22 protein-coding genes are annotated in these 23,675 nt (G+C 64.4%); 9 read left to right on the top strand and 13 right to left on the bottom strand.

Annotated features, from left to right (window positions below; genetic code table 11):
- Genes M3484_RS07755 through M3484_RS07745 form a run of 3 tightly spaced genes read left to right on the top strand, consistent with a single transcriptional unit; the run spans position 1 to position 2,689 of the window.
- On the top strand, positions 1 to 1,218 hold the full coding sequence (locus M3484_RS07755; protein WP_249496434.1) for a lytic murein transglycosylase: 1,218 nt from the start codon (positions 1 to 3) through the stop codon (positions 1,216 to 1,218).
- Positions 1,215 to 2,141 (top strand): glycosyltransferase family 2 protein, encoded by a 927-nt coding sequence (locus M3484_RS07750; protein WP_249496433.1) that lies wholly within the window; start codon positions 1,215 to 1,217, stop codon positions 2,139 to 2,141. Before M3484_RS07755 ends, M3484_RS07750 begins: the two co-directional genes overlap by 4 nt.
- The gene (locus M3484_RS07745; protein WP_249496432.1) at positions 2,138 to 2,689 is read left to right on the top strand and encodes a hypothetical protein; all 552 of its coding nucleotides are present in this window, start codon (positions 2,138 to 2,140) and stop codon (positions 2,687 to 2,689) included. Before M3484_RS07750 ends, M3484_RS07745 begins: the two co-directional genes overlap by 4 nt.
- A gap of 17 nt (positions 2,690 to 2,706) precedes the next feature.
- Here the strand turns inward: M3484_RS07745 and M3484_RS07740 are convergent, their stop codons facing one another.
- On the bottom strand, positions 2,707 to 3,051 hold the full coding sequence (locus M3484_RS07740; protein ID WP_249496431.1) for a hypothetical protein: 345 nt from the start codon (positions 3,049 to 3,051) through the stop codon (positions 2,707 to 2,709).
- Positions 3,051 to 6,506 (bottom strand): chromosome segregation SMC family protein, encoded by a 3,456-nt coding sequence (locus M3484_RS07735; RefSeq protein WP_249496430.1) that lies wholly within the window; start codon positions 6,504 to 6,506, stop codon positions 3,051 to 3,053. Before M3484_RS07735 ends, M3484_RS07740 begins: the two co-directional genes overlap by 1 nt.
- 246 nt (positions 6,507 to 6,752) lie before the next feature.
- Here M3484_RS07735 and M3484_RS07730 point away from each other — a divergent pair, with 246 nt between their 5' ends.
- Genes M3484_RS07730 through M3484_RS07720 form a run of 3 tightly spaced genes read left to right on the top strand, consistent with a single transcriptional unit; the run spans position 6,753 to position 8,409 of the window.
- Positions 6,753 to 7,145, top strand: a complete 393-nt coding sequence (locus M3484_RS07730) for a CidA/LrgA family protein (protein WP_249496429.1) — start codon at positions 6,753 to 6,755, stop codon at positions 7,143 to 7,145.
- Positions 7,142 to 7,849, top strand: a complete 708-nt coding sequence (locus M3484_RS07725) for an LrgB family protein (protein ID WP_249496428.1) — start codon at positions 7,142 to 7,144, stop codon at positions 7,847 to 7,849. The genes M3484_RS07730 and M3484_RS07725 overlap by 4 nt, the downstream gene beginning before the upstream one ends.
- A 20-nt stretch (positions 7,850 to 7,869) precedes the next feature.
- Complete coding sequence (locus M3484_RS07720) at positions 7,870 to 8,409, top strand: NADPH-dependent FMN reductase (RefSeq protein WP_249496427.1); 540 nt, start codon at positions 7,870 to 7,872, stop codon at positions 8,407 to 8,409.
- Positions 8,410 to 8,508: 99 nt separating this feature from the next.
- Here the strand turns inward: M3484_RS07720 and M3484_RS07715 are convergent, their stop codons facing one another.
- The 7 genes from M3484_RS07715 to hspQ form a co-directional block, all read right to left on the bottom strand.
- Positions 8,509 to 10,137, bottom strand: a complete 1,629-nt coding sequence (locus M3484_RS07715) for an FMN-binding glutamate synthase family protein (protein WP_249496426.1) — start codon at positions 10,135 to 10,137, stop codon at positions 8,509 to 8,511.
- 82 nt (positions 10,138 to 10,219) lie between these two features.
- Positions 10,220 to 10,885 (bottom strand): RluA family pseudouridine synthase, encoded by a 666-nt coding sequence (locus M3484_RS07710; protein ID WP_092895235.1) that lies wholly within the window; start codon positions 10,883 to 10,885, stop codon positions 10,220 to 10,222.
- Positions 10,882 to 11,778, bottom strand: a complete 897-nt coding sequence (locus tag M3484_RS07705; RefSeq protein WP_249496425.1) for a homocysteine S-methyltransferase family protein — start codon at positions 11,776 to 11,778, stop codon at positions 10,882 to 10,884. Before M3484_RS07705 ends, M3484_RS07710 begins: the two co-directional genes overlap by 4 nt.
- A 4-nt stretch (positions 11,779 to 11,782) precedes the next feature.
- Positions 11,783 to 12,553 carry a GFA family protein gene (locus M3484_RS07700; RefSeq protein ID WP_249496424.1) on the bottom strand — a complete coding sequence of 257 codons (771 nt, stop codon included), beginning with the start codon at positions 12,551 to 12,553 and terminating at the stop codon, positions 11,783 to 11,785.
- The gene (gene msrC / locus M3484_RS07695) at positions 12,553 to 13,029 is read right to left on the bottom strand and encodes a free L-methionine (R)-S-oxide reductase MsrC (protein WP_249496423.1); all 477 of its coding nucleotides are present in this window, start codon (positions 13,027 to 13,029) and stop codon (positions 12,553 to 12,555) included. The genes M3484_RS07700 and msrC overlap by 1 nt, the downstream gene beginning before the upstream one ends.
- The gene (locus M3484_RS07690; protein ID WP_249496422.1) at positions 13,007 to 14,590 is read right to left on the bottom strand and encodes a gamma-glutamyltransferase family protein; all 1,584 of its coding nucleotides are present in this window, start codon (positions 14,588 to 14,590) and stop codon (positions 13,007 to 13,009) included. The genes msrC and M3484_RS07690 overlap by 23 nt, the downstream gene beginning before the upstream one ends.
- 658 nt (positions 14,591 to 15,248) lie before the next feature.
- Complete coding sequence (hspQ, locus tag M3484_RS07685; RefSeq protein WP_092895227.1) at positions 15,249 to 15,575, bottom strand: heat shock protein HspQ; 327 nt, start codon at positions 15,573 to 15,575, stop codon at positions 15,249 to 15,251.
- A 220-nt stretch (positions 15,576 to 15,795) separates the two neighbouring features.
- On the opposite strand from hspQ, the gene M3484_RS07680 reads away from it, so the two are divergent.
- Positions 15,796 to 16,380, top strand: a complete 585-nt coding sequence (locus M3484_RS07680) for a transglycosylase SLT domain-containing protein (protein WP_092895225.1) — start codon at positions 15,796 to 15,798, stop codon at positions 16,378 to 16,380.
- A 108-nt stretch (positions 16,381 to 16,488) separates the two neighbouring features.
- Here M3484_RS07680 and M3484_RS07675 read toward each other — a convergent pair whose 3' ends face one another.
- Positions 16,489 to 17,103, bottom strand: coding sequence for a LolA family protein (locus tag M3484_RS07675; RefSeq protein WP_249496421.1), 615 nt, complete (start codon positions 17,101 to 17,103; stop codon positions 16,489 to 16,491).
- A gap of 571 nt (positions 17,104 to 17,674) precedes the next feature.
- Between M3484_RS07675 and M3484_RS07670 the strand changes: the two genes are divergently transcribed.
- On the top strand, positions 17,675 to 18,286 hold the full coding sequence (locus M3484_RS07670; RefSeq protein ID WP_092895221.1) for a class I SAM-dependent methyltransferase: 612 nt from the start codon (positions 17,675 to 17,677) through the stop codon (positions 18,284 to 18,286).
- A gap of 39 nt (positions 18,287 to 18,325) precedes the next feature.
- Here the strand turns inward: M3484_RS07670 and M3484_RS07665 are convergent, their stop codons facing one another.
- Complete coding sequence (locus M3484_RS07665; RefSeq protein WP_249496420.1) at positions 18,326 to 18,727, bottom strand: nuclear transport factor 2 family protein; 402 nt, start codon at positions 18,725 to 18,727, stop codon at positions 18,326 to 18,328.
- Positions 18,728 to 18,832: 105 nt separating this feature from the next.
- Positions 18,833 to 19,690, bottom strand: coding sequence for an SDR family oxidoreductase (locus M3484_RS07660; RefSeq protein ID WP_249496419.1), 858 nt, complete (start codon positions 19,688 to 19,690; stop codon positions 18,833 to 18,835).
- Between the two features lie 99 nt (positions 19,691 to 19,789).
- Between M3484_RS07660 and M3484_RS07655 the strand changes: the two genes are divergently transcribed.
- Entirely contained in the window at positions 19,790 to 20,215 is a 426-nt protein-coding gene (locus M3484_RS07655; RefSeq protein WP_249496418.1) for a winged helix-turn-helix transcriptional regulator, read from the top strand.
- A gap of 121 nt (positions 20,216 to 20,336) precedes the next feature.
- On the opposite strand, the gene M3484_RS07650 is transcribed toward M3484_RS07655, so the two are convergent.
- A complete protein-coding gene (locus M3484_RS07650; protein ID WP_249496417.1) occupies positions 20,337 to 23,672 on the bottom strand; it encodes a DNA translocase FtsK in 3,336 nt (1,111 codons plus the stop codon).
- Positions 23,673 to 23,675 lie beyond the last annotated feature (3 nt).

Raw genomic sequence — 23,675 nt, 5'->3', positions numbered from 1 at the left:
ATGCTGAGACCCCTGATCATAGCCGCAATACTGGCCCCCTTTTCTGCCCGGGCAGAAACTCCGCCCGCCCTCCCCGAGGCCCCGGCATCTGAGGCAACAGCCGCAGTGCCCTGCGGTGGCAGCTTTCCCGGGTTCCTTGCGGGTCTGCGCGATGAAGCCCTGGCCGAGGGTCTTCCTGAGGCGGCCATAGAGGGCTGGCTTGCAGATGCCCGTGCCGAGCCCGAGGTTCTCAGAGCCGATCAGCGTCAGGGTGTGTTTCGCAAACCTTTCCTCGAATTCGCGCAGAGCCTGATCGGCGACAAGCGTCTGCCCGATGCCTTGCTCGCCTGGGACGCGCATCAGCCGCTTTTTGCGAAAGCCGAAAGCACCTATGGCATTCCGCCCGGGGTGATGCTGGCGATCTGGGGGTTTGAAACCGATTTCGGCCGCTTCCAGGGCAATTACAACACCCGCGCCGCGATCCTCACCCTCGCCTGGGATTGCCGGCGCCCCGAGATGTTTCGCCCCCAGGCCTTTGCCGCGATACAGCTTTTCGCGAATGGCGATCTGCCGCTCGACACGACAGGGGCCTGGGCAGGCGAAATCGGCATGGTGCAGATGCTGCCGAAGGATATTCTGGAACGCGGCATTGACGGCGATGGCGACGGACATGTGCGGTTGAAAACCTCGGTCCCGGATGCGCTGATGTCGGGCGCGAATATGCTGAAACACCACGGCTGGCGCGCGGGCGAGCCCTGGCTGACCGAGGTCGTGCTGCCCGAGACCTTCGACTGGGCGCTGAGCGGGCTGGACAAGGACCTGCCCGTCGCGCAATGGGCGGCGCTTGGCGTGGCGCCCCGGCGCGGCAATACGCTGCCGGCGGAACTTGAGGCCTCGCTTTTGCTGCCTCAGGGTCGCAAGGGCCCGGCTTTCCTGGTCTTTCCGAATTTCCAGGTCCTGCTGGAATGGAACAAAAGCCTGACCTATGTGACCACCGCCGCCTATTTCGCCACCCTGATCGAAGGGGCGGAGCCTGCGCTGAACATCTCGCCCGACCCGCTGCTGCCTGATGAGGATATGAGGGCCCTGCAGGAAAAGCTGCAGGCGCTTGGATATGATGTCGGCAAGATTGACGGGGTGCTCGGCGCAGGCACGCGGCGCGCGATCCAGGCGGAACAACAACGCCTCGGCCTGCCGGCGGATGCCTGGCCGACGCGGGAATTGCTGGATCTCCTGTGAAACAGACCGCCAGCTGGGCGCTGGTTGCCACGGTGAAAGCCCCCGAGGAGAAGATCCTCGCCTTTCTCGCCTGGCATCTGGATCTTGGCGCGGATCGGATCACGCTTTGCTTTGACGACCCTGACGACCCGGCGCTGGCGGCGATCGCGGCGCGGCGCCTTTCGCATGTGCGGCTGGTCGCCTGCGACGCGGGGCACTGGCAGGCGCTTGGCGGGCGACCCGACCGGCATCAGAACCGCCAGGCGAAGAATGCCGGGATGGTCTACCGCGCGGGCGGCAGTGACTGGCTCGGCCATATCGATGTCGACGAATTCATCTGGCCGGTGCGGCCGGTGGCCGAAGTGCTGGGCAGCCTGCCCGTCAAAGAGATTTTGTGCCGGATCGAACCTTTCGAGGCGCTGCATGAACCGGATCTTTCCGATGACATCTATACAGCCCGCGTCTTTCGCGGCGCGCTGAAACCGCGTCATAAGGGGCTGCGCGGGCCGGCTTTGGATGATTATGCCGAAATCCTGCCCGAAGCGATGCTGTCGCATTCGGCCGGCAAGGTGTTTTTCCGATCAGGCGTGCCGGGGCTGTCGCCGCGCCTTCATGGCGCGTTTATCGGCGGCGAGCGGCTGCCGGGGCCGGAGTTTCACCCCGGGCTGAAGCTTTTGCATTTCCACGCCCAGGACCGCGAGGACTGGCTTTCGGCCCTGCCCTTCCGCCTGACGCGCGGCGCCTATCAATACCGACCCGAAATGCAGGCCTGGCTGATGGCAGCCAGCCCCGATGAGATCGCGGATTTCTACCAGGTGACCCAGATGCCGGGTCGGGGGACAGATCTTCTGCGCAAAGCCGGGCGTCTGACCGAGGCACGGCTTGACCTGCGCGCCCGGGTCGCGAAACTGCCGGAAAGCGGATCGGAAGGGAGCGGGACATGACCCCGATGGAAAGCCTGATGGCGGCGGTCGGCCATGTGGCCGCTGCACCAAAAGAAGTGACGGTTGCACGGCAGCTGACCTTCCGCCCCGGGCGCAATCTGCGCGAACATCCGGACAGCCTGACCCTGACCGTGGCGGGCGGCATTCCCGGCGAGCGCTGGTCAAAAGAGCCCTGGCTCCGGCTGGAAAATGGCGCGCCCGACCCCGCGATCCAGGTCTCGATCCTGCCGGCGCGGGTGCATGATCTGGTGCGGCCCGACCCGGAAGCCGTAGTCCATCCGGGCGATCCGGTCGTCGCCGATCTCGACACATCCGAGGCCAATCTGCCGGTCGGCTCCCTGCTTGAGGCGGGGACGGCGGTGCTTCGGGTGTCGGACGTGTTCAATGATGGCTGTGTGAAATGGAAAGTACGCTATGGCGAAGATGCCATGGCCTGGGTGAACCTGCCCGAACATCGCGCGCTCAGGCTGCGCGGGATCCTGTGCTCGATCGAGCGCGACGGGGTTTTGCGCCAGGGGGATGCGATCCGTGTGATCTCACGCGGCTGACCGGGTCTGACGGGGGCCTACATCCCCTCGCCGCGCGCGCGTTGGGCGCGGCGGAAGCTGAGACAGGTCTGGACCATATCCTCAGCCGCTTTGGCCCAGATATCGAGATCGGCAGTGCTCTCTGCCCCCATGCGCAGCCGGGTCTCGCCACCGGCGAGATCGAGAAAGGCGCCCGGGTTCTGACTGTTCCACTGGGCCAGTGTTTTCGGGTCCAGCCGCACCGGCCAGAGGAGTGTCAGTATCCAGGCCCCGCCTTCAGGATCAGCGCGAAATTCGGGGCCGGAGGCCGAAAGCCGTGCCCAGATCGTGTCGCCATCGGCCTCGATGCCGGGAAAGCCTGCCTTTTCGAGAAGGGATTGCATCAGGCGACAAGAGCCTCGGCTTTGCGCAGATCGACCGAAACCAGCTGGCTGACGCCCTGTTCCTGCATGGTGACCCCGAAAAGCCGGTCCATCCGCGCCATAGTCACCGCATGGTGGGTGATGACGAGGAAGCGGGTCTCGGTACGGCGGGTCATCTCGTCCATCAGATCGCAGAAGCGGGTGACGTTCGCATCATCAAGCGGCGCGTCGACCTCGTCGAGCACGCAGATCGGCGCCGGGTTGGCCAGAAAGACCCCGAAAATCAGCGCAAGCGCGGTCAGCGTCTGTTCGCCCCCGGAGAGGAGCGACAGCGTCGCAAGGCGCTTGCCCGGCGGCTGGCACATGATTTCGAGCCCGGCTTCCAGCGGATCATCGGATTCGACCAGCACGAGGCGGGCCTCGCCGCCACCGAAAAGATGGGTGAAAAGCATCGAGAAATTGCTGTTGACCTGTTCGAATGCGGTCAGCAGGCGCTCGCGGCCTTCCTTGTTCAGCCCCTGAATTCCGGCGCGGAGCTTGCGGACAGCTTCTTCGAGATCGGTTTTCTCGGTTGCAAGCTGTTGATATTCGGCATCAATGGTTTTCGCATCCTCTTCGGCGCGCAGATTGACGGCACCAAGCGCCTCGCGCTGGCGCTTCAGACGCTGAACGTCCTGGTCGAGGCTCTCCGCATCCGGCATCTTCTCGGGATCGGTCTTCAGCGAGGCCAGCAACTCCTGCGGCGTGCGGTCTTCTTCTTCGGCAATACGCTCGGCGGCATGGGCCACGCCTTCGCGGGCGGCATCAAGACGCGCCTCGGCGCGGGCGCGGGTTTCGCGGGCCTCACCGGCAAGGCGCTCGGCGTCGCGTTCGGTGATCTGCGCTTCGCGCAGCGCGGTTTCGGCCGCTATCAATGCGCTGGCGGCCTCGCTGCGGCGGGCTTCGGCCTCAAGGATCGCATCGCTGAGCTCTTCGCGTCTGGCGGCGATTTCCTCGGGGACCTCACTGGCCTCGGCCAGCTCCTCCTCGGCCCCGGCGCGACGCTCGGTCAGCTCCTGGCTCCGCTTGCCGGCGGTCTCAAGCCGGTGGTTCCAGCCGGACAATTCCTTCTGCGCCTCCTGGCGGCGGCGCACCCGCGCCTCGCCCTCGCGGCGCAGCTCATCATGACCCGAGCGCCGGGTCATCATGGTGATGCGCGCAGCCTCGACCGTCATCCGCGTGGTCTCGACCGCCTCGCGGGCCTGGTCGAGATCGGGCAGACCGGCCATGGCGGTCTCGGCCTCGCGCAGCCGGGCGCGGGCGCCCATAGCGTCATCCTCATAGCGCGCGACCGAGATCCGCGCCGCCTCAAGCCGGCCGGTGGCAAGCGTGCGCTCGGCCTCGGATTTCGACAGCGCACGGTCGGCCTCGGCAAGGCGCTGATCGGCGGAACGGCGGGCCTCCCGCGCCATCTGATCGGCGCGGGCCAGGTCCTGGAGCCGGGTCTGCAGCACCTCATGCGCCTGAGCGGCGCCCTCGGCCCGGGCGCTCGCCTCTTCGAGATCCTGTTTCAGCCGTTGCAGCCGGTTCAGTTGCTGCAACCTGAGCGCCGCGGCTGAGGGCGCATCCTCGGCGCCCGAACGATAGCCGTCCCACCGCCAGAGATCCCCTTCGAGACTGACGAGACGCTGGCCCGGTTTCAGTTCCGCCTGCAGCCGGAATCCGTCTTCAGGGCTGACCACGCCGATCTGGCCCAGACGGCGCGCCAGCACTGCCGGCGCCTCGACGCGCGCGCCCAGAGCCGCCGCTCCCGCCGGCAGCGGCTGCGGTGTGACATAGGGATCAAGCAGGCCCCAGCCGGTGCGCTCTCCCACCGCGATTTCCGGCGCGCGCAGGTCATCCGACAAAGCCGCTCCAAGCGCCTTTTCATATCCCGGCTCGACCACCAGACGGTCCAGAAGCTGATGCCCGGCCTGGGCCTCCCGATCAACGAGTTTCGCCAGAGCCGCGCGTTCGGCACGCAGGGCATTGGCCTCGCCCTCGGCCCCCGAGCGCGCGGCGCGGGCCTCGGCCTCGCGCGATTGCGCCTCGGCGCGGGCCTCTTCGGCCAGTTCCAGTGCGGCCTCGGTCTGTTCCGTCAGCTCTGCCGCCGCCTCGCGCGCCTCTTCGGCGGCCTCGAAAGCCTCACCGGCCCCGGCCAGGGTTTCTTCGGCCCCCGCCACCGCATCGCGGGCGCGCAGCGCCTCGGCCTCGGCGCGATCGACCGCAGACCGGCTTTCCTGCACCAGCCGCGTGGCCGACTGATGCCGTGCCGCCAGCCGCGCCGAATCCTCGGTTGCCTCGGACATCAGCGTCTCGCGGTCGGTCAGGATCGCCCCCGCCTCGCGCGCCGCCTCGACCGCCTCGGCAAGGCGTTCGTCATGGCCCTCATGCGCCTTAACGATCTGGTCGATTTCCCATTGCAGCCGCTGGATTACCTCGCCCGCATCGCGGTTCAGCCCCGCCTCGCGCTCGATATCATTGCCAAGCTGGCCGATCCGGCCGCGCAACGTCTCGATCCGCGCCAGCGCCTGTCTCTCCTGATCGCCAAGCGCATCGCGTTGCAGCATGAGCCGCTGCAGGATCGCCGCCGCCACCGCCTCTTCTTCGCGCCGCGCGGGCAGCCCCTCTTCCGCCGCCTCACGGGCCTTGCTGCCGTCCCGCGCCGCCATCTCAGCACGGCCCTGAGCGATCAGCCGGTCGCGCAGCGCACCTTCCGCTTCGCCCCGCGCCAGATCCGCCTCACGCCAGCGCCGGTATAAAAGCATCCCTTCCGATTGCCGCAGATCATCGGAAATCTCGCGGTAGCGCGCGGCCTGGCGCGCCTGACGGGTCAGAACCGACAGCTGCTGCGCCAGCTGTTCCAGCACGTCATCGACCCGGGTCAGGTTCGTCTCGGTCCCCGCCAGCTTCAGCTCCGCCTCATGACGACGGGCATAAAGACCCGAGATCCCGGCCGCCTCTTCCAGCACCCGGCGCCGCGCTTTCGGCTTCGCATTGATCAGTTCGGAAATCTGGCCCTGCCGCACCAGCGCCGGGCTGTGCGACCCGGTCGAGGCATCGGCAAACAGCATCTGCACATCGCGTGCCCGCACATCCTTCGAATTCGCCTTATAGGCCGAGCCCGCATCGCGGGTGATACGCCGTACGATCTCGATCGTATCGCTGTCATTGAACCCCGAAGGTGCCAGCCGGTCGGCATTGTCGAGAACCAGCGACACTTCGGCAAAGTTACGTGCGCCCCTGGTCGCCGCGCCGTTGAAGATCACGTCATCCATGCCCGACCCGCGCATCGCGGTCGGGCGGTTCTCGCCCATCACCCAGCGAAGCGCTTCCAGCAGATTGGATTTGCCGCAGCCATTGGGCCCGACCACGCCTGTCAGACCCTCATGGATCACCAGATCCGTGGGGTCGACAAAGCTTTTGAAACCGTTGAGCCTGAGTTTACTGAAGCGCAAGCCGCGCCCTCACGAGTCGTTGTTCTGTTTTGGCCGGACATGCTCGGAATTTGAGCAGGCAAGGTCAATGCGAGTCGCGGCGATAAGCCGGATTTCCCGGGGTTATCCCCATAAAAGACGCGCGCCCGGGCCAAAGCGACAGGGCGATGCGCCGAAACATAGCAGCCCTGCCCATTTCGCCACTGGTTCCCGCCCCCGCAAAATCGCAGCATGGGAGGAGGCTCCTCAACCCCGGAAACAAGATCCATGGTCCCGCCCACCATCATTGCAATCCTCGCAATCCTCGCCTGCCAGCTGACCGGGGAAGTCATCTCCCAGGCCAGCCACCTGCCGATCCCGGGCCCGGTGCTCGGCATGGCACTGATGCTGGCCGGTCTGATCACCTCTGAGCGGCTGCGCGACGTCATCCGGCCAATGGCGGGGACAATCCTCGGCAATCTGCTTTTGCTCTTCGTGCCGGCAGGTGTGGGGGCGATGTTGCAGCTGGGCAGCCTTGGGGGGAATACATTGCCGCTTTTGCTCGCCATCGTCATCTCGGCGCTGGCGGCGATTGCGGTGGCAGCGCTGACCTTCGTGCTGGTGGCGCGGCTGACCGGAGATGTCAGCGGCAAAGAAGACAGCAAGGAGGGCATGCTGTGACCGATATCTGGACCTATCTCGCGCGCGATCCGCTTTTGTGGCTGTCGATGACGGTGGCGGCCTATGCTTTCGGGCTCGTGGTGTTCAATTACACCGGGCGGATGCCCGCCCTCAACCCGGCCATTGTCGCAATGGCGGCACTGTCGCTTGTGCTGCTGGCGACCGGCACCAGTTTCGAGACCTATTTCGAGGGCGCGCAATTCGTCCATTTCCTGCTGGGCCCGGCGACGGTCTGCCTTGCCCTGCCGCTTTACGATAATCTCGCCCGGGTGCGCCGCGCCGCGCTGCCGATCCTGACCGCATTGCTGGCGGGTTCGGTCACCGCGATCCTGACCGCGCTGCTGATTGCCCATGCTTTCGGCGTCGGGCCAGAGCTTCTTGCGGCCCTGGCGCCGAAATCCGCGACCGCCGCCGTGGCGCTTGGCATCGCCGAACAAAGCGGCGGCTCTCCCACGCAGGCGGCGCTGATGGTCTTCCTGACCGGGCTTTGCGGCGCGGCCTGTGCGACCCCCCTGCTGAATGCCCTGCGGATCCGCGACTGGCGCGCCCGCGGCTTTGCCACCGGCCTCGCGGCGCATGGATTCGGCACGGCGCGCGCCTTCCATGTCAACCCGACCGCCGGCGCCTTTGCCGGGCTCGGCATGGGGCTGAACGCGCTGATGACCGCGATCCTCGCCCCGCTCCTTTTGCGCCTTTTCGTCTGATCCCTGTTCCGGAGACCGATATGACCCGCCTCACCCTTCTCGGCATTGCCGGAGCCCTCCGCCAGGGATCGACCAACCGGATGCTCCTGCGGGAGGCCCGCGCGGCCTTCGGCCCGGCCCTCCAGCTCGAGGCCGACCTGAACCTGCCCCTTTATGACGGCGATCTCGAAAGCACTGAGGGCTACCCCGCCGGTGTCACCCGGCTTTACGACCAGATCGCCGAAGCGGATGCGGTGGTGATCTCGACCCCGGAATATAACAAGGCCCCGCCGGGAGTGCTGAAAAACGCCCTCGACTGGGTCAGCCGGATCAAAGGCAATCCCTGGGAAGACAAGCCCGTCGCCATCATTTCGGCCGCCGGTGGCCGGGGCGGCGGCGACCGGTCGCAATTCGCGCTGCGCCTGATGCTGACCCCGTTCCAGCCGCGCCTCCTGACAGGGCCCGAACTTCTCGTCGCAGACAGCTCGAACGCTTTCGACGAAGAAGGCCATCTCAAAGACCCGCGCTACCGGAAAGTCCTCGACCAGCTGATGGCCAAACTCCGTGCCGCCGCCAGCTGATTTCGTCTGTCCTGAAATATCCTCGGGGGGAGGAAGTGGCCAAAGCCGCTTCCCGGGGGGCAGACAGCCCCCCGCCTGACAGCAGACCCAGATCCCGGCTCAGCCCATCCGCGCGAATGTATCCGCCCTGGACAGCGCCCAGGCCTCGGCAAAAGCCGGGACCGCGCGCGGATCGGCCAGCAATTGCCCCGGCTCCAGCTGGTCGTAAAGCTCGGCAAAGGACCGCACCCGATCCGCATCGGCGCGGCGCAGGAAATGATGCGGCCGCAGTTCCGACGGATGAGACAGACCCGCCGCACCGACCAGTTCCGCCAGCGCATGCAATGTGCCGCGCTGGAACGAGGTCACCCGCGCCGCCTTATCCGGCACCACAATCGCCCGCGCCCGCGCCGGGTCCTGGGTCGCCACTCCGGTCGGGCAGGCGCCGGTATGGCAGCTCTGGGCCTGGATACAGCCGACCGCAAACATGAAGCCCCGCGCCGCATTGCACCAGTCGGCCCCCAGCGCCATCACGCGCGCCATATCAAAGGCCGAGACGATCTTGCCGCTCGCCCCGAGCCGGACCCGATCCCTCAGCCCCACGCCCAAAAGCGCATTATGGGCAAAGCTCAGCCCGTCGCGCAAAGGCGTCCCGATATGGTCCATGAATTCCATCGGAGCCGCACCGGTGCCGCCCTCTTTGCCGTCGATCACGATGAAATCGGGGGTAATCCCGGTTTCCAGCATCGCCTTGCAGATCGCCATGAATTCCCAGCGATGCCCGATACAAAGCTTGAACCCTGCCGGTTTCCCCCCCGACAGCTCCCGCATCCTCGCGATGAATTCCAGCAGCCCCACCGGTGTCGAAAAGGCCGAATGCGAGGGCGGCGAGATACAGTCCTGCCCCATCGGAATATGACGGATCGCCGCGATTTCGGGGGTGATTTTCGCGGCCGGCAACATGCCGCCATGACCGGGCTTGGCGCCCTGGCTCAGCTTCAGCTCAACCATCCGGATCTGTGGATCCGACGCCCCTTCGGCAAAGCGGACCGGATCGAATGTACCATCGCCGCCGCGCGCCCCGAAATAACCGGAGCCAAGCTCCCACACGAGATCGCCGCCGTTTTCGCGGTGATAGGGCGAGACACCCCCCTCGCCGGTATCATGGTAAAACCCGCCTGCTTTCGCGCCCTTGTTCAGCGCGAGGATCGCATTTGACGACAAAGAGCCATAGCTCATCGCCGAGATGTTCAGCAGGCTCGCCGAATATGGTTTTGCACAGCTGCCGCCAATCAGAACCCGCAATTCCTCATGCGTGACCGGTGGCTTTGGCGCCACCGAATGATGCAGCCATTCATATTGTTCTTTATAAACATTGTATTGCGTGCCGAAGGGCCGGGTCTCCAGCTCTTTCTTGGCGCGCTGGTAGACGATGGCGCGTTTGTCGCGGGCAAAGGGCGTGCCGTCCTTGTCATCTTCAAAGAAATACTGCCGGATCTCGGGGCGGATGCCCTCGAACAAAAAGCGCAGCCGCGCCGCCACGGGATAATTGCGCAAAACCGCATGCCGCTTTTGCGTGATATCACGCAGCCCGAGCAGCGCGAGGGTCAGCGCCACACCCGCCAGAGCCAGAAACACCCAGCGCCAGGACGGGACCAGAAATGACACCCCGATAAGCGGCAGGAAAAGGATCGCGGGCCAGGTCAGCAGGGCATAACGAAACTGAAACAGGGCTGGACTGGCGTTCATCGCTGGCTCCGAAAGCGTAACTGCCGCAGCATTAGCCACGGATTTTGACATAGAGTTAACAGAACAATTGTGCGGTCCCGTTTCAGAACGGAACCGGGGCGGCGAAATCCATCCAGGCGCCGGTGGCCGGATGGTGCAGGCCCAGCGTTTCCGCATGCAGCATCAGGCGCGGGGCCTCGCGGGCGGGACCGACAGCATAGATCGGGTCGCCGAGGATCGGATGGCCCAGTTCCAGCATATGCACCCTGAGCTGATGGCTGCGCCCGGTCCGGGGCCAGAGCCGCATCCGCGTCTCGCCGGGCGCGCGGGCAACCACTTCCCAATCGGTCTGGGCGGGGCGGCCGTCAGCGTGATTGACCATCTGGCGCGGACGGTTCGGCCAATCAGCCGAGAGCGGCAGGTCGATATGGCCTGCCTCACCGTCAACATCACCATAAACCCTTGCGATATATGACTTCTTCGCACGGCGCTTTTCGAATTCCTGACCCAGAAACCCCTGGGCGATCTTGGTGCGCGCAAAGATCATCACGCCCGATGTATCGCAGTCCAGCCGGTGCACCAGCAGCGCATCCCAGTATTCCGCCTGCAGCCGCGAGACGAGGCAATCCTCGCGCCCGGCAAGCTTGCCGGGCACCGATAAAAGCCCCGCAGGCTTATCAACGACCAGGATCTGCCGGTCCTCATAAAGAACCGACAGCGCCACATCCGGCGGGTCATAAACAAAGTCGGGAAGGGCGGAGGCGGTCACAGGATCTCGTGCCCCGCCGCGCGCAGGGCCCCGGCCAGGTGGCGGATATGGGCGGGGCCGACCTCGCAGCAGCCGCCGACGATGGTGGCGCCCTGGCCGATCCAGTCCAGCGCGAAGGCGGTGTATTTCTCCGGGCTCAGATCGTGACGATGGGTCAGTTCCTTCACTGTCGGCGCATTCTTCAGGAAATTGCCGGAAATATGCGTAAAGCCGTTGGCATAGGCGCCAAAGGGCAGACCAAAACCCCGGATCACATCCATCGCCGCCCCCATTGCCTCGGGGATCGAACAATTCGCCAGTACCGCAGCCGGACGGTATTTCGCGACCAGCACCTCCAGATCCGCCACTGCCTCGCCCGAGCGCAGTTTTGCCCCGTCATGATCGTCGACCGAAACCGAGAGCCAGACCGGGATCCCGCCCTCTGCCGCCCCGGCCAAAGCACCTTCGGCGAGGCCCAGCGAGGAAATCGTCTCCAGCAGGATCACATCACAATAGGGCGCCAGCAGCCGCACCTTTTCCGCGTAGGCAGCGCGCGAGTCCGCCACCGGCGGCGTCAGATCGGGGCGGTAGCTGGCGCCAAGCGGCCCCATTGACCCCGCGATCATGCCGCGCCCGGCCTCGGCGCGGGCCTCATGCGCTTCGGACAAAGCGCGGGCATGAAGCGCCTGGAACCAGGGCTCCAGCCCAAAACCCTGCAGCCGGTCGCGCAACACGGCATAGGTATTGGTGGTCGCAACCGAGGCCCCGGCCGCAAAGTAATCGGCATGGATCGCCTTCACGAGGCCAGGATGGTCGATCATCACCCGCGTCGCCCAGAGCGGCGTCGGCTCGTCCCCGGAGCGCGCGATCAGCTCCTGGCCCATACCGCCATCAAGCAGCGTGATCTTTGCCATTGTCTCAGGCCTCCTCTTCCCAGCCCTGCCATTGCGGCAGATTGTCGTCGGGCGTGTAATAATCCCCCGCCTCGGCCATGAAAATATGCCCGGTCAACCGGCCCCCGGTGGGGCGGTCAAAGGCGCCGGCCTCCATCGAAAAGCTGCCATCTTTGGCGCGAAACCACAAAGAAGATCCGCATTTCGGGCAGAAGCCACGCCGCCCGCCGCCCGGGGTTGCATATTCGCGGGTCTCGCGCGCGGTCCAGGTCACGTTGTCTTCTTCGGTCCAGAAACTGGCAGAGTAGTGGCCCGAAAGCTTGCGGCACTGGCTGCAATGGCAGGCGCCGACATCCCCCATCGGGCCCGCAACACTGAAGGTGTTCGCGCCGCAAAGACAGGCGCCGTGCAATTCCTCTGCCGGCTGCGGGGCGCAGGGCGGGCCCTCCGGCTCGTAATAATCGCCGCGATCTTCCTTATGGATATGGGCGATGGTCTTCAACCCGGTCGGCCCGTCAAGCGCCCCGGCAGCAAAGGAGATCCGCGCTTCCCCCGTCGGTTTCCAGAACAGGCTGGCGCCGCAATCCCGACAGAATCCGCGCTCTGCCGAAGGCGAGGAGCGATACCAGTCCAGCCCGCGGTCTTCGATCAGGTGAAAGCGTTCCAGCGGCACCGAGCTTGCCGACCAGTAATGGCCCGAAACCTTGCGGCACTGGCTGCAATGGCAGGCAACCACCCCGCGCAGCGGAGGATCGGCCTCGAACACCACAGAACCGCAATGGCAGGACCCACGCATTATTCTGCCCTTTCAAAAACTTGCGCCAGAAGCGGGATCAGCCAGTCTTCATCAGCCTGCGTAAAGGCCGCTGGCGTGTTGCTGTCGAGATCAAGCACCCCAAGAAGTCGCCCGGCCCCGTTCCGAACCGGGATTACCAGTTCAGACCGCGTCGAGGAGGCGCAGGCTATGTGATCGGGGAAGGCATCGACATCGGGAACATTCTGCACCTCGCCCGTGCGCGCCGCAGCCCCGCAAACGCCGCGCGAAAACGGGATCACAAGACAGCCATGACCGCCCTGATAGGGGCCGATCTTCAACAGCTCCGGCCCGGTCACGCGGTAGAAACCGGTCCAGTCCGACAGCGGATGGCGGGCATGGATCTCGCAGGCCAGCGTCGCCATCAGCGCCACGCTGTCTGTCTCGCCATGGGTCAGTGCAAGAATGTCTTTCGTCGCGGTCTCGTAATCCATCTCAATACCCCAAAGCGCAGCCATCTTTGCGCGGATCCGATCCGCCGGTCAGCACACCATCTTCGCCAATCACAATGGCCTGAGCACCGCCCAACGGGTGTTCAGGCGCGACGATCTTATGGCCCAGTTCCGCCAGCCGCGCGCGGGTGGCGTCGGAATAGCCGCGCTCGACCTCCAGCCCGTCCGGCCCTGCAAAAAGGCGCGGCGCGTCGATCGCCTGCTGCAGTTCCATTCCGTAATCTCTGAGATTGGTGATGAGGCGGGCATGGCCGGTTGGCTGATAGGCGCCCCCCATCACACCAAAAGGCATGGTCACACGCCCCTCGCGGCGCAGCATGCCGGGGATGATCGTATGCATCGGCCGCTTGCCCGGCCCGGCCTCGTTCGGATGACCCGGGGTCAGGCTGAAACCCGCGCCGCGGTTCTGAAAGTTGATGCCGAATTTCCGCGAGGCAAGGCCCGCGCCAAACCCCCAGAAAATCGAGTAGATCAGCGAGATCGCCATCCTGTCGCGATCCACCACCGAGAGGCAGATCGTGTCGCGATGCACCGCTTCGGACAGGCGCACAGGGTCGGCCATGGCGCGGTTCGGGTCGATCAGCCCGGCCAGACGCGCGGCAGCATCATCGTCGAGGAAAGTGGCAAGCCGCGCCGGATCCATATGCGCGGGATCGGCGATAAAGCGGTTCCTTGCATCATAGGCGAGCTTGGCCGCCTCGGTCTCGATATGCGCGCGCGCGGGCCCCAGCGGGTCCATTGCGGCGAGGTCGAAATGCGACAGGATCTTCAGAAGCAGAATCGCCGTCGCACCCTGGCCATTGGGCGGATGTTCGAGCAATTCAATGCCGGAATACTGGCCTGCGACCGGCTCCCCCCAGGTTGCACTGGTTGCGGCAAGGTCTGCCTCGGTATGGCTGCCGCCAAGCGCGTTCAGCGAGGCGATCATATCCTCTGCGACCTCGCCCTCATAGAACCCGGCGCGGCCTTCGCGGGCGATGCGGCGCATGACCTCGGCCTGGCCGGGGGCGCGGAAGATCTGGCCGGGGCGCGGGGCGCGGCCATCAATGCTGTAGAATTTCAGCGCATCGCCCCGGAGGATATTGATATCATCGGCCCAGTCAAACGCGGCGCGGGCCGCGACAGGGATACCGTCTTCTGCGTAACCAATTGCAGGGGCGAGGATTTCTTCCAGAGACAGGCGGCCATGCGCGGCATGCAGCCGGCAAAGCGCATCGACGCCGCCCGGCAGCGTGACCGGCTCGATTCCATGGGTCGGGACGGTGTCATGCCCTGCTGCGCGCAACTTTTCGGCGGAATATCCTGCCGGTGCGCGGCCCGATCCGTTCAATGCCAGCACGTCTTCCTGACCGGCAGGCTTGAGCAGGATGAACGCATCGCCGCCAAGGCCGCACATCTGCGGCTCGGCGATGTTTTGCACCATGGCTGCCGCGATGGCGGCATCGACCGCATTTCCGCCGGCCTGCAGGATTGCAATGGCGGTTTGCGAGGCCAGCGGATGCGATGTCGCCGCCATGCCGTTCAAAGCCAGAACTTCCGAGCGGCCGGGTGTTTCAAAATCGCGCATAGTCCCCCTCGTAACCTCCTGTCAGCCTGGTGGCTCCGGCGTCCCTGGCTTTCAGGCCCGGTTTCCGGATTTATGGCTGGCGGCACGGTGCCACAGCGATCCCGCCGGGGCCAGAGCAGAGGCCGCACACAGCAAGTTCGAAGCCGAATTTAGGGAAGGGTTGCGGCAAAGCCAATCCGCTGAAACAGCCGGATTGCGGGGGATGCAAGCGGCCACGGCGGAGGAACAGAGTAAGGTGTCGAGCCGCATGAGAAGATTGAACCCCGGTGCCGGAACTGGGTGGGGGCTGTTGATCCCGGCACCAGGGTGAAGCCTTATGCAGCTACACCTCAATCTATGGGTGCAGGACCTGGCAGTTTTAGGGGGAAATTGCGGCCAAACCGCGTCATTTCCACCCAGGCTAAAACAATACCCCGGCAAAACACCGATTGTTCGCAGCCCACGGTGGTATCCAGACGGTTGCTTCTGCCCCGCCTGGCATAAGCCACGTCGCTGATAATGGCGCGAATCAAGAACCAGCCGAAGCCCGGCCCGGCGCGCACCGAATCCGAAGATGATTGCAGCAGGTTATGGCAGCCGCTTGTCGCAATGGTCCGATCTCAGGGGAACAGGGCAGGAGACCCTCAGAGCCGGCTGCTCCTGCCGGACCGGGCCCGTTTCAGTTCAGCTGGAACTGCAGCGGATAGCGCCCATCCTCGAAATCGCCGAACAGATCGCAGAGATCAGGGTGGCCCACCGGCTCGCCGGTATCATCCGGAATCAGGTTTTGTTCCGAGACATAGGCGACGTAATAGCTCTGATCATTCTCGGCGAGGAGATGATAGAACGGCTGGTCCTTATCAGGCCGGCTTTCCTCGGGAATATTCTCATACCATTCATCGGTATTGGAGAACATCGCGTCCACGTCGAAAACCACACCGCGAAAGGTGTGTTTGCGGTGCATCAGCACCTGTCCGATATGATATTTGGCGTGTGTCTTAAGCATCAGTCACAGTCCCCCAAAAAGTTCCTAACGCCGGGAGCGCGCCCTTGTCCACCAGTGAGACCGAATCAAAGGGAAACAGTCTGTGGAATGTATCCTCACAGTTCGCTTTAAACGCGCACGTTTTTTGCTCGCGCAGAACTGAACAGAGGCCCCTGCCAACCGGTTTCCACCGGTTGCGGCTTGCGCTATAGTCGCAAAAAACAAGATGCACGAGGGGCAAATGAGCAGGTTTCTCCGTGCGGCGCTGTTGCTTTTATTGCTTGCCTCCTGCGGGGGCGGAAAAGCGAGCTTTACGGCGCCACGCGAACTCGACAATGCTTGCGCGATCATCCGCGAGCGGCCGCAATATATGCGGGCCATGCAGGCTACCGAACGGAAATGGGGCATCCCCGTCCATGTGCAGATGGCCTCGATCCACCAGGAATCGAAGTTCATCGGCAATGCGCAGACGCCGCATCGCTGGGCGCTCGGGGTGATTCCGATGGGGCGGCAAAGCACGGCCTATGGCTACAGCCAGGCGCTCAACGGCACCTGGGAGGAATATCTCAAAGACCAGGGCGGGAGGCGCAAACGCGACGATATCCGCGACGCGACCGATTTCATGGGCTGGTATATGGACGGCTCGGCCCGCCGGCTTGGCATTCCCAAAACCGATGCCGAGAACCAGTATCTCGCCTATCACGAGGGCCGCGCCGGCTATTCCCGGCAAAGCTATCTGGCCAAGCCCTGGCTGGTTGAAGTGGCCAGAAAGGTTGGCACTCGTGCGGAAATGTATCGCTCCCAGCTGGCGGATTGCCGCCGCTGAACCCGGTACCCGGGTCAGACACCGGGCTGGAGCAAGGCAAAAACACGAAAAGGCGGGCCATTGCCCGCCTTTTTCCATTCTGTAGCCGGCACCGCTGCGATAGGCGGATCAGCCCTTGCGCTTGCTCATTTCGACCGGGATCGAGAAGAGGCTGTCACCAAGCCTGCCGCCCTTCTTCATCTCGCCAAGGATCACCGTGGTCTGCTGCCCGAGATCATCGGTGATCACCCATTGCCGCAGCTCGGTCGGGCCGCCGGTAAAGACCAGCTCGATCGTGCCATATTCCGGATGTTCCGGGTCCTGTGCGGTCACCCTGGTCGAGGTTCCGTCCTCCTTATGGCCGATCACCGTCCGCGCCTTTCCCAGATCGATATTCTGCGCGAGGATAAGGTTCAGCGGCGTGCGGCGCAGCGGGTATTGCTCGGGCGCGGAGTTCGATTTGCCGTCAAAGATCGCGACATTGCCGCCGCTGGCAAGCACCAGAGACCGGTCGGGCGGCGCATATTGAAAGCGCACACGGCCGGGGCGACGGATGAACAGCTTGCCCGTCGAGACAGAGCCGTCGCCGTTGATCTGGGTGAAATCCGTCTCAACCGTGGTCAGGTCGTTCAGGTATTTCGACAGCGTGTTGAGGGAGATCTTGTCCGCAAGTGCGGGCCGACCGGCCATCACGACAGGCAGAGCAAGGGCGAGCGGGGCGAGAAGTGCGGTGCGACGATCCATGACAACAGTATAACCGCCCGCCCGGCTTGCGGAAATCCCTCTGCAACAATACTCGCGGCTTTGTGCCGGGGCTGTGAGCGGCGCGGCCTGAGAGAGGCATCGCGCCTTACCGGAACGGCAGCGCATGCATCACATTGCGCTGGCAGATAGCGTGGCGTGAGCAGCCGGCGGAAATGCGCCGCCCGATCCTGGATCACCGATACCTGGCCCGGGCGGCGGGCCAGCACCGGCACGCTGCTCAGCGGCGGCGGCGACGCGTCCTTTTCCCAATGCAAAGTGCAGCCTTATCTTGCGACCGGAAGGCCATCGCAGCGCAGGAACCGGATTTGATCCGCACTTTGCGCGAGAATTTCGGGCACCCAGTGCTTTATCAAAACCGGCGATCTTACGCCCTGATGCGACATATGGCGTAAAACCACACTTGACCTTGCTCAAGTCTCTGACAGAAATCGCGACTGTAAACCGGGCGTCAGGCCGGCGCGGATGATGGGGCGGCATCGGGCCTGCCTCAGCAGATCGCAGCGGCCGCCGCATATAACAAACCGGGCATGACCAACCAGGAGTCCTCCGCATGAAAGCCGCCGCCGTCACCGCCTCCTATAAACGCTGGGCGCCGGTCTATGATTCCGTCTTTGGGAAGCTGCTGCATGAGGGCCGCAACCGCGCTGCCGCTCATGCCACGGCGCGCGGTGGCGACGTGCTGGAGGTCGGGGTCGGCACTGGCCTCGCCCTGCCGCTTTACGGGCCGGGGGTCACAATCACCGGCATTGATTTTTCCGCCGAAATGCTCGCCCGCGCCGAAAGCAGGGTCGCAGAGCGTGGGCTGAGAAATGTCACGCTGCGGCAGATGGATGCTCAGGCGCTCGACTTCCCGGACGCGAGTTTCGATACGGTGTCGGCGATGCATGTGCTCTCGGTCGTGCCGGATCCCGAACGCGCTTTGTCAGAAATCGCCCGCGTCTGCCGTCCCGGCGCGCATGTGCTGATCACCAATCATTTCGCCGCCGAAAAAGGCGCGCTGAAAGTCGCCGAACGTCTGATCCAGCCGCTGCAGCATCATCTGGGCTGGCAGGCCGATTTCCCGATTGCCCGGGTGCTTGGGGATGCGCGCCTGAAACTGGTGGAACGCCGGCCGCTGCCGCCTATGGGTGTCATGACCTGGCTGGTGCTGGAGCGGGTGTGAGGCAGCCCCCCCGGGGGAGAAGGGGGGCCGCCCGGGCCGTCAGCTCACGACCAGGTAAGCGGCCGGATCCGCCGAAGTGGCGAATTCTTCCATCCTGCTGATCAGCCCATCGGTGACGGTGTAAACCTGCACCCATTTATTGGACAATTTTCCCTCGATCCCGTCCATGACATAGCTCTCCTCGCCCAGAACCACGACCTGGTCGCCCTGTTCGATAAAGGTCAGCGGGCGGAAATAGTCGATCTTCATCGCCGCAAAGCTGGTGCCGAAGAATTTGGCAGCGCCGCCTTTGCCCTCGAACCGGACCGAGGGCATTTTCTGCGATCCGTGATGGATCCAGAGCGTTTCCTGCGACACGGTGGCAAGGGCGCCGTCCAGGTCTTTCGCGTTGAAGGCGGTGAACATCCGGTCAACGACGGCGCGTGCAGTGGTCTGGGTCATGGCATCCTCTGTCCTGTCAAACTGGAAACGGGGGGTGGATCGGGAGCAGGCCCCCGATCCGGAAAACTGGTCACTCGTTACGGCACTGACTGGTCGGGGCGGACGTCAGGCAAAGACCGATGCAAGCATCTGATCCAACGATTTCGGCGCCCGTCCCAAAAGGATCTCAAGATCGCGCGACGCGATGTCATACTGGCCATCGCGGATATCCCTGATCGTGCCCAGCGTCAGCCAGATCACGAAATCCGGAATGCCGGCGGCGCGCATCCCGGCGGTCAACGCCTCTTCCGGGATGTCCTGATAACCGATTGCACGGCCAGTCAGCCGCGACAGGCCCGCTGCGATATCGCCATAGCTCCAGGCATCGCTGCCGGTGATGTTATAGGTCTTGCCCTCATGCCCCTCGCCCAGCAGAAGGTTCGCCGCCGCCTCGCCCATCTCGGCACGCAAAGCATAGGGCACCCGGCCCGCGCCGCCCGGCAGCGAAAGGCCATCGGTCAGCGCCTTTGGCCCGGCGATCTGCGCAATCGCCTCGGCATACATGCCGTTGCGCAGAAAGGTCCATTGCATCCCCGAGGCGCGGATCCGGTCCTCGGTCTCGAAATGGCTGGCCATCAGGTCGCGCACAGCCGAGGTCGCGATGTCACGGATCGCAAGACCGGTATAGACGATGTGACGGATCCCCGCGGCCCTTGCCGCTTCGACGACACGGCTCTGCTGCGCGCCACGATCCTGCGACATGGTCGAAATGAACAGAAAGCGACTGATCCCGGCAAAGGCCGGCCCGAGGCTTTCAGGGCTGTCGAAATCCCCCAGGCGCACCTCAATCCCCTGGTCGGCATAGATTTTTGCCTTTTCCGGGTCGCGTGCCAGAACAGCGAACGGCCCCTTCGCCTCGCGGCGCAGCAGCTGGGCCACAACTTCTTTACCAAGCTGGCCGGTTGAACCGCCGATCAGGATCATGACACACTCCCATTGCTGCCCCGCCGGTATAGGGGCCGCAAAAGGTCAAAGAACTATCAACTTGTATAGTGTTGTGCGGCGCATGTGAGGAGCCACGGGATGAACAGGATGATCCACCAGATGGAGCTGGAGCCGGAAGATAACGAGCTCTGCAAGAAGGCCTTTGTGATGGCGATCCGCGACGCCCTGAATGTGGTGAGCGGCAAGTGGAAACTGGCGATCATCTGCACTTTGCTGAGCGGCCCCAAAGGGTTCGCCGATATCGAGCGGCTGCTGGCGACGATCTCGCCCCGGATGCTCGCGCGCGAACTGCGCGAACTCGAGGTCAATGGCGCGATCACGCGGCCTGATCCCGCGCAGCACGGTCAGGCCAGACAGGGTGTGGCGCAAGCCGGCAGAGGCGGCAGATATCAGCTGACCCCCTCGGGCAGGGCACTGGAGAAGGTGGTGTTCATGCTGGCGGACTGGGGCAAGGAACACCGGGCACTGTCAGCCAGCACCCAGGCCACTGACCACGGGGCTTAACACTGCGCGCGTTTTACTGAGACAGGCGACCCCGTGAAAAAATCAGAACGCCGCGCAGGGTTGCGCGGCGTTCTGATCCGGATGGCCCGGGGCCCGTGTCTCTGGGCCCGTGTTTCGGGGATCAGGTCTCGGGAATCAGGATCTCGCGCTTGCCGACATGGTTTGCCGGGGTCACAACGCTGTTCTCTTCCATCTGCTCGACCAGACGCGCGGCCTTATTATAGCCAATGCCCAGTTTGCGCTGGATGTAAGAGGTCGAGCATTTGCGGTCCCGCGCGACAATCGCCACCGCCTGATCGTAAAGCGCATCCTCGCCATCTGTATTGCCACCAAGGCCCAGCACCTGGTCGATGTCAGACGCGCTGTCCTCATCCGGGCCTTCCACCACGCCCGACATATAAGACGGCGGGCCAAAGCTCTTGAGGTGGTTAACGATTTCCTCGACTTCCTCATCCGAGACGAAAGGCCCGTGGATCCGCGAGATGCGCTGGCCATTGCCCATGTAAAGCATGTCGCCCTGGCCCAGCAGCTGTTCGGCCCCCATCTCACCAAGGATCGTGCGGCTGTCGATTTTCGACGTCACCTGGAAGGAGATCCGGGTCGGGAAGTTCGCCTTGATCGTGCCGGTGATAACGTCAACCGAAGGCCGCTGCGTCGCCATGATCAGGTGGATACCAGAGGCCCGCGCCATCTGTGCCAGACGCTGGATACAGGCCTCGATCTCTTTGCCCGCGACCATCATCAGATCGGCCATCTCATCGACCACAACCACGATATAGGGGAAGGGCTGCGGCGCGAATTCATCGGTCTCGAAGACCGGATCGCCGGTCTCGTCGTCAAAGCCGGTCTGGATGGTGCGCTTGAACATCTCGCCTTTGGCCAGTGCCTCACGGACACGGCCGTTATAGCCCTCGATGTTGCGCACGCCCATTTTCGACATGCGGCGATAGCGTTCTTCCATCTCGCCCACGACCCATTTCAGCGCGACGACCGCCTTTTTCGGGTCGGTCACGACAGGGCTGAGCAGATGCGGGATGCCGTCATAGACCGACAGTTCCAGCATCTTCGGGTCGATCATGATCAGCCGGCATTCATCCGGCGTCAGCTTATACAGCAGCGACAGGATCATCGTATTGATCGCGACCGACTTACCTGAGCCCGTGGTCCCTGCAATCAGGAGGTGGGGCATCTTGGCCAGGTTCGCAACAATCGGGGCACCGCCGATGTCTTTGCCCAAAGCCAGCGGCAGGCGTTGCTGGCCGTCGCCAAACTCACGGCTGGCGAAGATCTCGCGCAGGAAGACCTTTTCGCGGTAAGCATTCGGCAGTTCGATCCCGATGACCGAGCGGCCCGGCACGGTCGAAACCCGTGCCGACAAAGCAGACATCGAGCGCGCGATGTCATCGGCCAGACCGATCACACGGCTGGCCTTCAGACCCGGCGCCGGCTCCAGCTCATACATCGTCACAACCGGGCCGGGGCGGACCGAGACGATCTCGCCCTTGACGCCGTAATCATCCAGCACCGATTCCAGCATCCGTGCGTTTTCTTCCAGCGCCTCATCGGAAAGCTGCTGGCCGGAAGTGCCCGAGGGCGCCGAGAGCAAGGCCAGCGGCGGCAGTTCGAAATCCTGATGCGTCTCGTCGAAACGGAGCGAGGGCTGCGCCTCGGCCTGGGCGCGGACCGACTGGGGAACCGGCTTTTTCACCGGCACCTGTACGATCGGGCGGCGATCCAGCACCGGCGCAAGGCGCGGCGCGGCCACCGGTGCCGGATCGTAATCGGGCTCATAATCCTCATCGGGCTGCCAGTCATCAACCGGTGTCTCATATGCCTGAGGTGCCGGCATCTGCGGCGCAGCCACGCGGCGCGCCATCAAAGGCGGCTCGGCACGGCCCGCGGCGGGCAGAACCGGTGCGATTGCAGGCGCCTCTTTTTCCCAGCTCTCCTCGCTCCAGGCGTCATCATCGCTGAATTCGTTACTGAATTCGTCCTGACCGTAAGCGCGATACTCTTCGGAATAGTCGTAGCCGTTTGCGGCCGCCTCATCCCAGGTCAGAGCATCGGTCTCTTCCATCTCATCGGCCTGGGCCAGCGCCTGGGCAGCGGTGAGCGGCGGCTCGGACATCTGCTGCAGGACGCGCGGTTCCTGCGGGATACGCGGGCGGGTATCGGCGATCAGCGGTGCGGGACGGCGCGGGCGCAGCATCGGCGGCTCTGCCCGGCGCGCGGCAATCGCAGCCTGCAACGGGGTCATCGGCGGCCCGGCAGGGACAGCCGCAGCACTTCCGGCAGCGCCGCGGGCCCGCGCCCGGATCGCATCGGAAATCCGCGCGCGGATACGGTCATCGCCAGGGGCGGCAATGTCATATTGCTCGGCCGGGGAATGCGGTTCGACCAGTTCGGGCTCGGGATCGACCACGCGGCGCATCCGGGCAAGGAAGCCCAGCTTTTCCTTCGGCATCTCCTGAACAGGCGCAACCGGCGCGGAATAACGCTGATCAGCGCGCAGGGTCGCAGGCGCGTTCCAGGCCGCACCCGCCGCCAGCGGAGCCGGTTCCGGATCGGCGATCAGCGCGGGTTCCGCCTGGGCAATATCAGCACGCGCAACATCGGCGCGGCGCACCACGGAATTGCGGCTCTGCATCGGCTGCGGCGCACCGTAAGCCGAACTTTGTGCGGCCTGGCGCGACTCGTTCCGGGGCTCGTGGCGCGGCTCATGGCGCGGCTCATGGCGCGGCGATACCGGCGCCTCTTTTGCCATCCGGCGGCGTTCCATCATATCGCCCGCCACATTGCGCGCCCGGTCAAGCGCGCCCGACGCCCCCTTGCCCATCAGTTGCATCAGCATCGAATAAATCATGACCGAGCCATGCATCAGCACGAGGCGGATCGTCACCAGCTCGCCCCGGCTGAAGCCGGTCACGAACAAAAGCGCCGCGATGAGGCCGAAAAAGCTGAGGAAAGACACCACGCGCAGCGAAAACTCAATCGAGCCGGGCACGATGCCGACCAGGGCACCGACCACGGTATCGCCGAAAAGCCCGCCATAACCGAAGGAATGCGGCCAGCCCACAGGCACGGTCAGGGTCGAAGCCCAGGCCGAAGCCAGCGCCACACCACCCGCCGCAAAGACGATGCGGCCGATCACCCGATCCGCGCCGCAATGCAGGATAAAGCGCCCGCCCCACAGGCCAAGGATCAGCGGGATCGACCAAGCGCCCTGCCCGATCAGGATCGTCAGGGTCGACGCCACAGCCGCCCCGAAACGTCCCAGAATATTGCGCGCCGGCTCCTGGGTGGAAACCATCCAGCCCGGATCCTCGGGCGAATAGCTCGACAGCATCAGCATCACCAGAAAAGCGGTCACGATCAGCGCGATGCCGATCAGCTCGCGGCCACGACGCTCCAGCATTGCCTGGGTGCCCTGATCGAGAAGGGGGTCTCGCTGTCTCATCTG

Source organism: Pseudomonas sp. GX19020, from assembly GCF_023371075.1.
Lineage (GTDB): Bacteria > Pseudomonadota > Alphaproteobacteria > Rhodobacterales > Rhodobacteraceae > Pseudogemmobacter.
Note: the sequence above shows the minus strand (reverse complement) of the source record. Positions and strands in the feature narration are given on the sequence as shown.

Excerpts from the sequence above, each read along its gene's own strand:
- M3484_RS07745 (WP_249496432.1), top strand. The coding sequence starts at position 2,138 with ATGACCCCGATGGAAAGCCTGATGGCGGCGGTCGGCCATGTGGCCGCT.
- M3484_RS07675 (WP_249496421.1), bottom strand. The coding sequence starts at position 17,103 with ATGGATCGTCGCACCGCACTTCTCGCCCCGCTCGCCCTTGCTCTGCCT.
- M3484_RS07700 (WP_249496424.1), bottom strand. The coding sequence starts at position 12,553 with ATGCGTGGGTCCTGCCATTGCGGTTCTGTGGTGTTCGAGGCCGATCCT.
- M3484_RS07740 (WP_249496431.1), bottom strand. The coding sequence starts at position 3,051 with ATGCAATCCCTTCTCGAAAAGGCAGGCTTTCCCGGCATCGAGGCCGAT.
- M3484_RS07755 (WP_249496434.1), top strand. The coding sequence starts at position 1 with ATGCTGAGACCCCTGATCATAGCCGCAATACTGGCCCCCTTTTCTGCC.
- M3484_RS07670 (WP_092895221.1), top strand. The coding sequence starts at position 17,675 with ATGAAAGCCGCCGCCGTCACCGCCTCCTATAAACGCTGGGCGCCGGTC.
- M3484_RS07730 (WP_249496429.1), top strand. The coding sequence starts at position 6,753 with ATGGTCCCGCCCACCATCATTGCAATCCTCGCAATCCTCGCCTGCCAG.
- msrC (WP_249496423.1), bottom strand. The coding sequence starts at position 13,029 with ATGGCTGCGCTTTGGGGTATTGAGATGGATTACGAGACCGCGACGAAA.
- M3484_RS07655 (WP_249496418.1), top strand. The coding sequence starts at position 19,790 with ATGAACAGGATGATCCACCAGATGGAGCTGGAGCCGGAAGATAACGAG.
- hspQ (WP_092895227.1), bottom strand. The coding sequence starts at position 15,575 with ATGCTTAAGACACACGCCAAATATCATATCGGACAGGTGCTGATGCAC.
- M3484_RS07680 (WP_092895225.1), top strand. The coding sequence starts at position 15,796 with ATGAGCAGGTTTCTCCGTGCGGCGCTGTTGCTTTTATTGCTTGCCTCC.
- M3484_RS07650 (WP_249496417.1), bottom strand. The coding sequence starts at position 23,672 with ATGAGACAGCGAGACCCCCTTCTCGATCAGGGCACCCAGGCAATGCTG.
- M3484_RS07720 (WP_249496427.1), top strand. The coding sequence starts at position 7,870 with ATGACCCGCCTCACCCTTCTCGGCATTGCCGGAGCCCTCCGCCAGGGA.
- M3484_RS07660 (WP_249496419.1), bottom strand. The coding sequence starts at position 19,690 with ATGATCCTGATCGGCGGTTCAACCGGCCAGCTTGGTAAAGAAGTTGTG.
- M3484_RS07690 (WP_249496422.1), bottom strand. The coding sequence starts at position 14,590 with ATGCGCGATTTTGAAACACCCGGCCGCTCGGAAGTTCTGGCTTTGAAC.
- M3484_RS07665 (WP_249496420.1), bottom strand. The coding sequence starts at position 18,727 with ATGACCCAGACCACTGCACGCGCCGTCGTTGACCGGATGTTCACCGCC.
- M3484_RS07715 (WP_249496426.1), bottom strand. The coding sequence starts at position 10,137 with ATGAACGCCAGTCCAGCCCTGTTTCAGTTTCGTTATGCCCTGCTGACC.
- M3484_RS07705 (WP_249496425.1), bottom strand. The coding sequence starts at position 11,778 with ATGGCAAAGATCACGCTGCTTGATGGCGGTATGGGCCAGGAGCTGATC.